The organism is Mannheimia pernigra (assembly GCF_013377995.1).
GTDB classification, from domain to species: domain Bacteria; phylum Pseudomonadota; class Gammaproteobacteria; order Enterobacterales; family Pasteurellaceae; genus Mannheimia; species Mannheimia pernigra.
The window spans coordinates 1581273-1595267 of record NZ_CP055305.1 but is presented as its reverse complement, the minus strand read 5'-3'; the positions used below and the strand labels follow the sequence as shown (position 1 = coordinate 1595267).

The 13995-nt window shown below is 39.9% G+C and carries 10 protein-coding genes; 8 read left to right on the top strand and 2 right to left on the bottom strand.

The window, feature by feature from the left end; translation table 11 throughout:
• The first annotated feature begins 15 nt into the window (after nt 1–15).
• On the top strand, nt 16–903 hold the full coding sequence (gene galU, locus HV560_RS07645; RefSeq protein ID WP_176812572.1) for a UTP--glucose-1-phosphate uridylyltransferase GalU: 888 nt from the start codon (nt 16–18) through the stop codon (nt 901–903).
• A 43-nt stretch (nt 904–946) separates the two neighbouring features.
• Here the strand turns inward: galU and priC are convergent, their stop codons facing one another.
• A complete protein-coding gene (priC, locus tag HV560_RS07640) occupies nt 947–1465 on the bottom strand; it encodes a primosomal replication protein PriC (protein ID WP_176812571.1) in 519 nt (172 codons plus the stop codon).
• 494 nt (nt 1466–1959) lie between these two features.
• Between priC and HV560_RS07635 the strand changes: the two genes are divergently transcribed.
• Nucleotides 1960–3003 (top strand): porin, encoded by a 1044-nt coding sequence (locus HV560_RS07635; RefSeq protein WP_176812570.1) that lies wholly within the window; start codon nt 1960–1962, stop codon nt 3001–3003.
• A 170-nt stretch (nt 3004–3173) separates the two neighbouring features.
• On the top strand, nt 3174–4256 hold the full coding sequence (serC, locus tag HV560_RS07630) for a 3-phosphoserine/phosphohydroxythreonine transaminase (protein ID WP_176809982.1): 1083 nt from the start codon (nt 3174–3176) through the stop codon (nt 4254–4256).
• Between the two features lie 112 nt (nt 4257–4368).
• Here serC and HV560_RS07625 read toward each other — a convergent pair whose 3' ends face one another.
• Entirely contained in the window at nt 4369–5649 is a 1281-nt protein-coding gene (locus tag HV560_RS07625; RefSeq protein WP_176812569.1) for a citrate synthase, read from the bottom strand.
• Nucleotides 5650–5861: 212 nt separating this feature from the next.
• Here HV560_RS07625 and icd point away from each other — a divergent pair, with 212 nt between their 5' ends.
• From icd to rlmM, 5 genes are all read left to right on the top strand, one after another.
• Nucleotides 5862–7109: an NADP-dependent isocitrate dehydrogenase gene (gene icd / locus HV560_RS07620; protein WP_176812568.1), complete on the top strand. Its 1248-nt coding sequence runs from the start codon at nt 5862–5864 to the stop codon at nt 7107–7109.
• A gap of 25 nt (nt 7110–7134) precedes the next feature.
• Nucleotides 7135–9741, top strand: a complete 2607-nt coding sequence (acnB, locus tag HV560_RS07615; protein ID WP_176809980.1) for a bifunctional aconitate hydratase 2/2-methylisocitrate dehydratase — start codon at nt 7135–7137, stop codon at nt 9739–9741.
• Nucleotides 9742–9946: 205 nt separating this feature from the next.
• The gene (locus tag HV560_RS07610) at nt 9947–12301 is read left to right on the top strand and encodes a molybdopterin guanine dinucleotide-containing S/N-oxide reductase (protein WP_176812567.1); all 2355 of its coding nucleotides are present in this window, start codon (nt 9947–9949) and stop codon (nt 12299–12301) included.
• Nucleotides 12302–12409: 108 nt separating this feature from the next.
• Nucleotides 12410–12814 (top strand): DUF423 domain-containing protein, encoded by a 405-nt coding sequence (locus HV560_RS07605; protein ID WP_176812566.1) that lies wholly within the window; start codon nt 12410–12412, stop codon nt 12812–12814.
• Nucleotides 12804–13904: a 23S rRNA (cytidine(2498)-2'-O)-methyltransferase RlmM gene (rlmM, locus tag HV560_RS07600; protein ID WP_176808437.1), complete on the top strand. Its 1101-nt coding sequence runs from the start codon at nt 12804–12806 to the stop codon at nt 13902–13904. Before HV560_RS07605 ends, rlmM begins: the two co-directional genes overlap by 11 nt.
• The last annotated feature ends 91 nt before the right edge of the window (nt 13905–13995 follow it).

The window sequence follows — 13995 nt, the reverse complement described above, 5'->3', positions numbered from 1 at the left end:
TTATAAGGATTTAAAATGAAAGTGATAATTCCTGTTGCAGGTCTTGGTACTCGTATGTTACCTGCAACAAAAGCAATTCCCAAAGAAATGCTTACCCTTGCCGACAAGCCGTTAATTCAATATATCATTAATGAATGTGTGGCAGCAGATTTTAAAGAAATTGTTCTAGTCACGCATTCCTCTAAGAACGCTATTGAAAACCACTTTGATACTTCTTTTGAATTAGAAACTATGCTTGAAAAGCGTGTTAAACGCCAGTTATTAGATGAAGTTCGTTCGATTATTCCAAAAGATGTGCGATTAATTCACGTTCGTCAAGGTCAAGCTAAAGGGTTAGGTCACGCTGTTTTATGTGGACGAGCGGTAGTGGGTAATGAGCCTTTTGCTGTTGTTTTGCCTGATGTTTTATTAGGTGATTTTACAGCTAACCAAAAAACAGAAAACTTAGCGGCTATGGTTAAACGTTTCAAGGAAACTGGCCATAGTCAGATTATGGTTGCACCTGTGCCAATTGAAAATGTAAGCAGTTACGGTGTGGCGGACTGTAATGGAATCAATATCCCGTTAGGCGGATCGGCACCTATTGCGAAAATGGTAGAAAAACCGAATGTGGAAGAAGCCCCGTCTAACTTAGCCGTTGTAGGACGTTATGTTTTCTCAGCCAATATTTGGGATTTATTAGAGCGAACACCTGTAGGCGTTGGTGATGAAATTCAGCTAACCGATGCGATTGATATGCTTATTCAGCAAGAAACGGTGGAGGCTTTCAATATGACAGGTCGTTCTTTTGACTGTGGTGATAAAGTAGGTTATATGCAAGCCTTTGTGGAGTACAGTTTAAACCACGATAAGTGCGGGAAAGCGTTTAAAACTTTTATTAAAGATTTAGCAAAATCACTGTAACTAAAAATTACTATGAATAATAGGCAGCATAGTGCTGTCTATTTTATTTGAATAATAATTCTTGCTCTAAATCTTCAATTGCTTTTATACATTTCATTTTTCGATATTCTGTTTCCACAATTTGATTTTGCAACGCCTGCCTCAAAATTTCACTGTCCTCATTATAATTTTTCTCCACTAACCAGCTCATTTTTTCATTCAATGCTCGTAATGCTTTGCGATATTCCTTCAAGCGGTTATGTGGTGAAAGACGATGAATGTTGGGCGAAAATTGAAAAGAAGGGCGGAATTTTGCAGCTTTTTTTTGTTCTGGCATTTTTTCAATCGCATTATTTAGGGTATCAAATTGCTTAATCAATTTATCAGCATAAAATTCACTGTATGAAATATCGTTTTGACCTAATAATAGTTCGGCTGTTTGTTCAATTTCAGTAAGAAAAAAGCTGACTAAGCCTGATTGTTTAGAGAAATAGGCAGAATTAAGGGTAATTTTTTGTTCAGAAAATGATGCCAAGACAGCTAAATTTTTTTTTATTTGAGCAAGGAAAAGGTGTTTTTGCATAGTTATAACTTTATCATCAATAGAGGCTATGCCATTTTATATTAACTTGCTACAAAAGCAATGCTGGGTTACAAGCGGTGGAAATTTTCTCATTTTTTGCAAGCTGAGCAAAAAACAAGCGAAAGGTTCTATTTTTGATTAAAATACAATCAGAATTGTAAAATGAATGAACTTTTTATGCATTTTATAATGCACAAAATAGAATTATAAAAAAGCCTTATTTTTCAATGAATTATGAAATTTTAAAATATGGAGTGATAATGAAGAAATTCTCTAAATGAAAAATTAGTCATTTAACTTATTGATTTATAAAGGGTATTTCTATGTATGGAAAAGGAACTAATCTATTGACATCAACTTTTGTTTTTGAGATTATGCTCACGCAAATAGTATGAGCCATTATAGCGAATACATTGTGATTTAGGGTGTTGCTCTATACCTTAAAGAGAGTAATAGCTTGTATATACAACATATAAAAATCTAAGGTGAAAATTATGAAAAAAACATTAGTTGCATTAGCAGTAACTGCATTCGCAGCATCTGCATCTGCGGTAACAGTTTATGAAGCAGAAGGTTCAAAAATTGATTTCTATGGTTCTGCTCGTGTGATTGTAGAGAACCAAACAACAAAAGAAAATGGCGTAAAAAAAGCTGATGAAGATAACGGCGACACGAAATTACGCAATCAAGGCACTCGTTTTGGTGTAAAAGTAAAGCACGCACTAAGTGATGATGGTTTTTACGCATTAGGTGAAGTGCAAGTTCGCTTCAAAAACAACCAAAACTCTGGCTTCGGTGATGCTTATGCACATAAAGCCTATGTAGGTTTAGGTCAAAAAGAGTTTGGTCAAGTTACTTTCGGTAAACAATCTGTGATTGCTGATGACGTAGGTTTAGCAAATGACTACGAATATGGTTTATTACGTGACTATGTACCAACTTCTAGCACCAGTGCAATTCGTTATGACTATCAAGGCATTGAAGGTTTAACATTAAGTGCTAACTACAACTTTGCTCAAAGCGAAGAAAATGACGGTAAAGCATTAGATGAAAAAATTAAAAACGGCTACGGTTTTGGTGCAGTTTACGAAGTAAATAACTGGATTTTCCAAGGTGCTTTCGGTCGCACACATTTCAAATCAAACTCAGCGGATAAAATTCGTGCAAACGCTTTTGATGCGGCAATCGGCTACAATCTAAGTGATGTTGCATTAGTAGGTGTTGATGGCGGTTACGAAGTGAAGAAAACGGGCTTAGTTAAAGATAGACAATACTACGTTGGCCCAATGGTTAAAGTTGACTTAACAGATAAATCATCTGTTTACGCTAACTATAGATATGGTAGTGCTAAAGATAACAGTAACAAGAAAACCAAATCTCACGGTTTCTTAGCAGGGACTGATTACAAATTCCACAAAAACGTAGTAGCTTTCGTTGAAGGTAAATATGTGACTACAAGAGACCACAATGTAGATGGTACTCGTTCAGGTAAAACAACAGAGAAAGCGATTGGTGTAGGTTTACGTGTAAACTGGTAATCGCTGATTGTAATATTGAACCCCTAACAACTAAAATTGTTAGGGGTTTTATTTTGCCAATATTTAAGAAAAAATGACCGCTTGTAAGAAAAAGAATTTCTTAATCGTTCTAGTATTTCATTATTTTTAGGATAGAATATAACCATTATTTTTAATATAAGAGGTGAAAAATGACAAAGGTGTATAACTTCAGTGCAGGGCCGGCAATGATGCCGAAAAAAGTGTTAGAAAAAGCACAAGAAGAATTATTAAATTGGCTGGAGCAAGGCACATCGGTAATGGAAGTGAGCCATCGTGGTAAATTATTTGTGGAATTGGCTGCCCAGTCTGAAGCTGATTTACGTAAACTTTATAATGTGCCCGAAAATTACCGTATTCTATTTTTACAGGGCGGAGCAAGAGGGCAATTTGCCGCTATTCCAATGAATCTTATTGGACAAAAAGGTAAAGCACTTTATTTAAACTCAGGGCATTGGTCGGCAACTGCTGCGAAAGAAGCTCGTCATTTTGCTGAAATTGATGAAATTAATATTTTAGAGACTGAACCACAATTAAAAGTAAATCGTTTAGATTTTAGCGATATTAGCGAACAATACGACTATGTGCATTACTGCACAAACGAAACCATTAGTGGTGTGGAAATTTTTGATATTCCCAATGTGGGTAACACGCCACTAGTGGCGGATATGTCATCAAATATTCTAGCCCGTGGCATTGATATTAGTAAGTTTGGCATAATCTATGCAGGTGCGCAGAAAAACCTAGGGCCAGCAGGGATTACGATTGTTATTATCCGTGATGATTTAATAGGTAAGGCACGTAAAGACACCCCATCTATTTGGAATTATGCAATACAGCGTGACGCTGATTCGATGATTAATACGCCACCAACATTTGCGTGGTATTTATGTTCATTGGTATTTAAACACTTATTGGCAGAGGGTGGATTAGAAGCAACTGAAGAGCGTAATTTAGCTAAAGCATCGCTATTGTATGATTATTTGGATAGCTCAACATTCTATTACAACACGGTAGCGAAAGAAAACCGTTCTTGGATGAATGTGACTTTCACTACAGGCAACGATGAGCTAAATGCAAAATTTGTGAGTGAAGCAACCGCTTGTGGCTTACAAGCGTTGAAAGGGCATAAAGTGCTAGGGGGAATGAGAGCCTCAATTTATAACGCAATGCCAATTGAAGGCGTTAAAGCATTGATTGAATTTATGAAAGCGTTTGAACAGCGTAATGCTTAAGCTGTTTACAAGCGGTTAAATTTATTTAATTTTTTGCAAAACTTTCTATTTTTTTAACCGCTTGTTGGGGTAGCTCAACAAGCGGTTAAAATTTTTCAATTTTTTGCAAATCTTATGATTTATCCATCGACTCAAAATCACGTTCGGTATGCCCTGTGTAGATCTGGCGAGGACGAACGATTTTGATATTGCCTTGTAGATACATCTCTTTCCAGTGTGCAATCCAGCCAACCGTTCTTGCTAAAGCAAACATTACCGTGAACATTGAAGTTGGAATACCAATCGCTTTTAATACGATACCAGAGTAGAAATCTACATTTGGATAAAGTTTATGCTCAATGAAGTAAGGATCGTTTAGTGCGATTTTTTCTAGCTCTAGTGCAACTTCAAATAATGGATTATCAATATTCAGCTCTTTTAATACTTCGTGGCAGGTTTCACGCATTACTTTCGCACGAGGATCGTAATTTTTATAGACGCGATGTCCAAAGCCCATCAAACGGAATGGGTCATTTTTATCTTTGGCTCGAGCGATAAATTCAGGAATCCTATCTACAGTACCAATTTCTTCTAACATATTAATACAAGCTTCGTTTGCACCGCCGTGTGCAGGCCCCCAAAGAGAGGCAATCCCTGCTGCAATACAGGCAAAAGGATTCGCACCAGAAGAGGCTGCCGTACGCACTGTTGAAGTAGAGGCATTTTGTTCGTGGTCGGCGTGTAAAATGAAAATTCTATCTAATGCACGTTCTAATACTGGATTGACTTCATAAGGCTCACAAGGGGTTGCAAACATCATATATAAGAAATTACCTGCATAAGATAAATTATTTTGTGGGAACATAAACGGCTGACCGATGGAGTATTTGTAACACATCGCAGCGAGAGTTGGAATTTTAGCTAATAATCGAATTGCAGTAAGTTCACGGTGCGCTTGGTTATTAACATCAATGGAGTCGTGATAGAAAGCCGCTAATGCACCACTTACACCACACATTACCGCCATAGGGTGAGAATCTCGGCGGAAACCAGAGAAGAACTTAGTGAGCTGTTCGTGTACTAACGTGTGTTTTTTGATAAGCTGAATAAAGTCATTATATTCTTCTTTGGTAGGGCGTTCCCCAAATAAGAGCATATAGCTTACTTCTAAGTAGTCAGAATTTTTTGCCAGTTGATTAATCGGATAGCCGCGATAGAGTAAAATACCTTTGTCGCCATCTACATAAGTAATGCTTGATTCACAAACGGCCGTTGAAACTAAGCCAGGGTCGTAAGCGAACAATTTATGTTTTGAAAAAGGTTTAATATCAACGTTTTGATACCCTAGTGAGCCTTTTTTCATAGCAAGTTCAATTTTTTCACCTGTTTCTAGTGTTAATGTTACTGCTGACATACATACTCCTTTTCTAATTTTAGCTTCCCAATAAACTAGATTATTTTTAACAGAATAACAATATTTTTTTATAATTCATTTACAAAATGTGCGATGGATCACAAATCTTTTCTTAGAGAACTTTCTTTATTTACATTTACAGATTTCCTGTTTATAGTTGATTTGTTATTCAATCATAAACATTTATTTTTCGTCACGACAAGGGGGAGAAAATGCAAACACAAGTCCAAATTCCACAAGGCGAAACCATTCAACTAAATCAAGACGGCTCATTGCAAGTGCCTGATAATCCTATTATCCCATTCATTGAAGGTGATGGTATCGGCGTTGATGTCACCCCTGCAATGAAAGCAGTATTAGATGCTGCCGTTGAAAAAGCTTATCAAGGCAAGCGTAAAATTGCTTGGATGGAAATTTATGCTGGTGAGAAAGCAAATGAACGCTATGGTGAAAATACTTGGCTTCCAGATGAAACACTCGATCTCATTCGTCAATATCACGTTGCAATTAAAGGCCCTTTAATGACACCTGTCGGCGGTGGTATTCGTTCTTTAAATGTAGCAATGCGTCAAGGGTTAGATTTATATAACTGCTTACGCCCAATTCGTTATTACGACGGTACACCTAGCCCAGTTAAACAGCCTGAATTAATTGATATGGTGATTTTCCGTGAAAATTCTGAAGATATTTACGCTGGTGTAGAGTGGGTGGCAGGCTCCCCTGAAGCGAATAAAGTGATTGAATTTTTACAACAAGAAATGGGCGTAAAAAAAATCCGCTTTACTGAAGATTGCGGTATCGGCATTAAACCTGTTTCTAAGCAAGGTACGCAACGCTTAGTGCGTGCAGCATTGCAATATGTGATTGATAATAATCGTAAATCACTTACCCTTGTGCATAAAGGTAATATTATGAAATTTACCGAAGGGGCATTTAAAGAGTGGGGCTATCAAGTGGCGGAAGAATTTGGTGCAAAATTAATTCATAAAGGCCCTTGGATGAGTTTAGCTCACCCCAAAACTGGCGAGGAAATCATTATTAAAGACTGCATTGCTGACGCATTCTTACAAGAAATTTTATTACACCCAGCAGAATATGATGTAATCGCAACCCTTAACTTAAATGGCGACTATATTTCTGACGCATTAGCGGCTCAAGTTGGCGGCATTGGTATTTCTCCAGGAGCGAATATTGGTTTTGATAGTGCAATTTTTGAAGCTACGCACGGCACCGCTCCCAAAATTGCAGGGCATAATAAAGGTAACCCAGGGTCATTAATTTTAAGTGGTGAAATGATGTTACGCCATTTAGGCTGGGTTGAAGCAGCAGATTTAGTCGTTAAAGCTGTCTCTAAAACGATTATGGATAAAACCGTCACCTTTGATTTTGCAGAAATGTTAGAGGGTGCAACATTACGCTCAACATCAGAGTTTGCACAAGATATTATTGCAAATATGTAATTCAAGGAAGGATAAGGAGTAATTTATGGCAAATTTTATAGAAAACTATCAACAGCAGGTTGATGAGCGTGCAAAGTTGGGGGTTGTGCCACAGCCATTAACGGCAGAGCAAACCGCACAGTTAGTTGAGCTGCTTAAAAATCCACCAGAGGAACAAGCGGTCTTTTTATTGGAACTTTTTGAAAATCGTATTCCAGCGGGTGTTGATGAAGCCGCTTATGTTAAAGCGGCATTTCTAGCTGATCTTGTAAAGGGCACCACTTCATCGCCACTTATTTCGCCCACTCACGCCGTGAAATTATTAGGCACAATGCAGGGAGGATATAATATTGAAACCTTGCTTTTAGCATTAGATAAACCTGAACTAGCACCTGTTGCGGTAGAGGCTTTATCTAAAACTTTATTGATGTTTGATAATTTCCATGATGTGCAGGAAAAAGCAGAACGTGGCAATGCATTTGCAAAACAAGTTTTAGCATCGTGGGCAAATGCAGATTGGTTTACCTCTCGCCCTAAACTTGCTGAAAAATTGACTGTGACGGTGTTTAAGGTAACAGGTGAAACAAATACAGACGATCTTTCTCCAGCCCAAGATGCTTGGTCTCGCCCTGATATTCCACTTCACGCTCAAGCAATGCTTAAAAATGAACGTGATGGTATTTTCCCTGATGATAATGGGCAAGTTGGTCCAGTAAAACAGTTAGAAGCATTGAAGGAAAAAGGTTTTCCACTGGCTTATGTAGGGGATGTTGTAGGCACTGGCTCATCTCGTAAATCTGCGACTAACTCTGTTCTTTGGTTTATGGGGGAAGATATTCCGTATATCCCCAATAAACGTGCAGGTGGTATCGTATTAGGTGGTAAAATTGCCCCGATTTTCTTTAATACACTTGAAGACGCTGGTTCTTTACCTATCGAGGTGGATGTTACGCAACTTAATATGGGTGATGTGATCGATATTTACCCTTACGAGGGTAAAATTTGTAAGCACAATTCTGATGAGGTATTGGCTGAGTTTGAATTAAAAACCGATGTATTATTGGATGAAGTCCGTGCAGGCGGTCGAATTCCACTCATTATTGGACGAGGTTTAACCCACAAAGCAAGAGTGGCACTTGGTCTGCCCGAAAGTGAGATATTTATCAAACCGCAAGCTGTTTCAGACAGCGATAAAGGCTATACACTTGCCCAGAAAATGGTTGGGCGTGCTTGTGGGGTTGAGGGGGTTCGCCCAGGTCAATATTGTGAACCGAGAATGACCTCTGTTGGCTCTCAAGATACCACAGGCCCAATGACAAGAGATGAGCTAAAAGATTTAGCTTGCTTAGGCTTCTCGGCTGATTTAGTTATGCAGTCATTTTGCCATACCGCGGCTTATCCAAAACCAGTTGATGTAGTCACACACCATACATTACCTGATTTTATTATGAATCGTGGTGGCGTTTCACTTCGTCCAGGCGATGGTGTTATCCACTCTTGGTTAAACCGTATGTTATTGCCTGATACGGTTGGTACAGGTGGCGATTCTCATACTCGTTTCCCAATCGGGATTTCATTCCCTGCAGGTTCTGGTTTAGTCGCATTTGCAGCCGCAACTGGCGTGATGCCGTTAGATATGCCAGAATCCGTTTTAGTCCGTTTTTCAGGCACAATGCAACCAGGTATTACACTACGCGATTTAGTTCACGCGATTCCCTATTATGCAATTAAGCAAGGGTTATTAACCGTTGAGAAAAAAGGTAAGAAAAACATTTTCTCTGGGCGTATTCTTGAAATCGAGGGTTTAGAAGATTTAAAAATCGAACAAGCCTTTGAGCTATCCGACGCTTCTGCAGAGCGTTCTGCAGCAGCTTGTACTATCAAACTGAATAAAGAACCCATCATTGAATATCTAAACTCTAACATTACGCTATTAAAATGGATGATCGCAGAAGGTTATGATGATAAACGTACTCTTGAGCGTCGTATTGCTAATATGCAAGCGTGGTTAGATAATCCGCTGTTATTAGAAGCGGATGAAAATGCAGAATATGCGGCAATTATTGATATCAACCTAGATGAAATTAACGAGCCGATTGTATGTGTGCCAAATGATCCAGATGATGCTCGCCTGCTTTCTGAAGTGCAAGGCGATACCATTGATGAAGTCTTTATCGGTTCTTGTATGACCAATATCGGACATTTCCGTGCGGCAGGTAAATTGCTAAGCCAAGAGAAAGGGGAGTTACCGACTAAACTCTGGATTGCACCGCCAACGAAAATGGACGCCGCTTTATTGACCGAGGAAGGTTATTACAGTATCTATGGTAAAAGTGGGGCAAGGGTTGAAATGCCAGGCTGCTCGCTCTGTATGGGCAACCAAGCCCGCGTTGCGAATAATGCAAATGTGGTTTCAACCTCAACCCGAAACTTCCCGAACCGTTTAGGGCAAGGTGCAAATGTGTATTTAGCCTCAGCGGAATTGGCGGCAGTTTCTGCCTTGTTAGGTAAATTACCTACACCAGAAGAGTATCTTGGTTATGTAAACGGTCTGCAAAAAGACAAAGACGACATCTATCGCTATATGAACTTTGACCAAATCAGCAGTTATGTGAAAAAAGCGGATAATGTGATTGTGCAAGTAGCTGTTTAATTATACAAACAGAACCTTTGCTTTTTTAATCAGCACGTTATTTTTTGAAATAAGATAATGTGCTGATTTTTTATGCGCCATTTACAAGCGGTCTAAATGTCTTTATTTTTTGCAAATTTCAATAAAAAAACAACCGCTTGCAGTTGCAACTTTCCACTTAATCCAGTAAATTCCAAACAATTTTCACCTTTAAAAGGCACATTAAATGAATACAGCATTAGAAAAAGGCAAATTTGTTTACCTCGATAAACCCCAAAATACGATTACCACTGCAGCCCACTGGGGGGCGTTGAATGTGACGGTGGAAAATGGAAAAGTGATTAAATCGGAGGGCAGTTTAGCGAAAAATCATCAAAATGAACTGCAAGATGTAGTCGCTGACCAACTTTATAGCCCTGTGCGTGTGAAATATCCGATGGTGCGTAAAGGTTACTTGGATGGCACCCCAGACACCACTTTGCGTGGACGTGATGAATGGGTTAGAGTCTCTTGGGATAAAGCCTTTGAGCTGATTTCAACCGAGATCGAACGTGTACGGCGAGATTATGGTAGCGAATCCATTTTTGGTGGTTCTTACGGTTGGTATAGTTGTGGGGCATTACACGCCTCTCGCACGCTATTACAGCGTTATTTAAATGTAACTGGCGGTTTTATCAACACCAAAGGGGATTATTCTACAGGTGCCGTTCAAGTAATTATGCCTTATGTGTTGGGCAATATTGAAGTTTACGCCCAGCAAACCAGCTGGCACACTATTGTTGAAAATACGGAATTATTGGTCATTTGGTCATCGAATCCGCTCAATACGCTACGCATTGCGTGGACTTCCGCTGAGCCCGAAGGAATTGATTATCTGGCTAAATTAAAAGCAAAAGGCAAGCGAATTATCTGTATTGACCCAGTAAAAAGTGAAACCTGCCAATTTTTAAATGCCGAATGGTTGCCAATTAACACAGGAACGGATGTTGCTTTAATGTTGGGCATCGCTCATACCTTAATCACTGAAAACAAGCACGATCACGACTTTTTAACCAAATATACCGTAGGTTTCGAGCCATTTAGCGACTATGTACTTGGTAAAACGGACAATCATCCTAAAACGGCTCAATGGGCAAGCCAAATTTGTGGCATTCCTGCAGACACAATCCAAGCATTAGCCCACGCTTTTGTTGAAAACCGCACGATGCTGATGGCGGGTTGGGGCTTGCAACGCCTACAGCACGGCGAGCAAAGTCATTGGGCGTTAGTGACATTAGCCGCAATGCTTGGACAAATCGGCTTACCTGGTGGTGGCTTCGGGCTGAATTATCGCTATTCAACAGACGGTTTAAACACCCATTCAGGTGTGCGGATTGGTTCGATTAACGCAGGCAAACCAAACCCAGCAATGCCATTTTTCCCTGTTGCTCGCATTGCCGATGCGTTGCTCAAGCCAAATCAACCCTTTGAGTACAATGGACAAACATTTCATTACCCAAATATCAAATTAGTCTATTGGGCAGGAGGCAATCCATTTGTTCATCATCCGGACACCAACTATTTAGTGAAAGCGTGGCAACAGCCTGAAACGGTGATTGTAAATGAATGCTATTGGACGCCAACGGCCCGAATGGCAGATATTGTGTTGCCTGCCACCACGAGTTACGAACGCAACGACGTCACGGTTTCTGGTGATTATGTGGTGAAAAATATCATTCCGATGAAGCAAGTTGTGCCACCGCAATTTGAAGCGAAAAACGACTATGATATTTTTGCAGAACTAGCGAAACGAGCAGGCAAAGAAGCTGAATTTACCGAAGGTAAAAGCGAAATGGAGTGGCTGCAAGCGTTCTACCAAATTGCCTTTGAAGCAGCAGAAAAAATGAATAATCCCTTACCAACATTTGATGAATTTTGGGCAGAGAACAAAGTGCTCAGTTTTGATACTGAAAATAAAAATAGCTTTGTTCGCTATCAAGATTATCGTCACGACCCGATTAAGCACAAACTCGCCACGCCATCAGGCAAAATTGAGATTTTTTCTGAAACTGTCGCAAAAATGAATTATGACGATTGCAAAGGGCATCCAACGTGGTTTGAACATCAAGAATATTCAGGCAAAACCACGACAGCAGAACCGCTGGCGTTAGTCACACCACACATTAAATATCGTCTGCATAGCCAGCTTGCGTACTCTTCTCTCCGCCAATATTACGAAGTCAATGGCAGAGAACCCTTGCTTATTCATACCCAAGATGCCGCTGCACGAGGCATTACAAGCGGTGATATTGTGCGAATTTTTAACAAACGAGGGCAAGTACTGGCTGGAGCGGTGGTAACAGATGGCATTATGCCAGGCACGGTTGCTCTTTACGAAGGCGGTTGGTACGACCCACAAGATCTTGGCTCAACATCACCACTTTGCAAAAACGGCAACCCGAATGTGCTGACTAGAAACGACGGTTCGTCCAAGCTCGGGCAGGGCAACGCCCCAAACACCACCACGGTGCAAGTCGAGAAGTTTGAGGGAGAAGCCCCGAAAGTGACGGTGTTTGAAGCACCTAGCTTTATTACGCTCTAAATAACCTACAAGCGGTGATTTTTTGTAAAATTTTTGCAAAATTTCACCGCTTGTAAGCTCTCACAATATGATATAGTAAATTATTTATCACTCTCTCTATTTAAATTTATGAAAAACAAATTTATTACCCTTGCTGCATTAAGCGGTTTATTTACCGTGGCGTTTGGGGCTATTGCCAGCCACGCATTATCAGCCCAATTAGTAGAACCCAAAGCATTAGGTTGGATTGATACAGGCATTAAATACCAAATGTTCCACACTCTTGCCATTTTTGCCTTGGGCTTATTCCAAATTGCCAATGCTTCGCAAAATTCGCCCGCTTGTAGAGCAAAAGCCTTTAATATAATTGGCGATAGTTGGGCGTTAGGAATTTTATTATTTAGCGGAAACCTCTATCTATTAGCCTTGGGAATACCAACAATCCATTGGCTAACGCCAATTGGTGGGCTGAGCTTTATGCTTGGCTGGGTGGTGTTAATTTATATCAGCGTGAGACGTCGAAATGTTCAATAAATTAGCCCTATATTGCCGTGCTGGTTTTGAAAAAGAAGTGGCTGGAGAAATTAGCGATAAAGCCGCTCAACTTGGCATTTTTGGTTTTGCTAACCTCAAAGAAAACAGCGGTTATGTGATTTTTGAATGCTACCAAGCAGGGGAGGCGGATAAATTAGCTCAACAGTTAAAATTCGAGCAATTGATCTTTATTCGCCAAATGGTCGTGGTGGGGGATTTGCTGCAAAACTTACCCGAAAATGATCGAATTTCGCCGATCTTGGCACAATATGCAGAGTTAAATCCTCGCAACAGTTCGGACGTTTTAGTGGAAACGCCAGACACCAATGAAGCCAAAGAATTATTAACGTTCTGCCGAAAATTCACCGTACCGTTGCGTTCTGCATTGAAAAAACAAGGCTGGCTTGGCAAAGCTGAAACGGCAAAGGGTAGTGTCAGCTTGCATATTCTGTTTGTTCGCTCAGGAGCTTGTTATGTGGGATATGCTTATAATCACAATAAATCGCCGTTTTTTATGGGCATTCCTCGCTTAAAATTTCCTGTCGATGCACCGAGCCGCTCAACACTGAAATTGGAAGAAGCTATCTTAACGTTTATCCCACCAGCGGAAGAGAAAAAACGTTTTAATGATACGATGACAGGAGTAGATCTTGGTGCTTGCCCAGGCGGTTGGACGTATCAACTGGTGAAGCGTGGTGTATTTGTGTATGCGGTCGATCACGGCAAAATGGCAGCCAGTTTGCACGATACAGGACGAATTGAACATTGCCCTGAAGATGGTTTTAAATTCCAGCCACCAAAACGTAAATCTGTAGATTGGCTAGTTTGCGATATGGTCGAACAACCGATTCGGATTGCTAAATTAATCGCAAAATGGCTAATTAACGGCTGGTGTCGAGAAACCATTTTTAATCTAAAACTGCCGATGAAAAAACGTTATCAAGAAGTGCAGCTGTGCCTAAACTTTTTGGAAGAGGAACTCACAAAGCAAGGGTTTTGGTTCAGCATTCAAGCAAAGCATTTATACCACGATAGAGAAGAAATCACCGTACACATTGCGGTGCTAGGAAAATCGGAAAGGCATCATTAGAAAAATAACCTACAAGCGGTAAAATTTACACAATTTTTTGCAAATTTCTTGTAAAATCAGACCGCTTATTATTGTCGTACACACATAACAA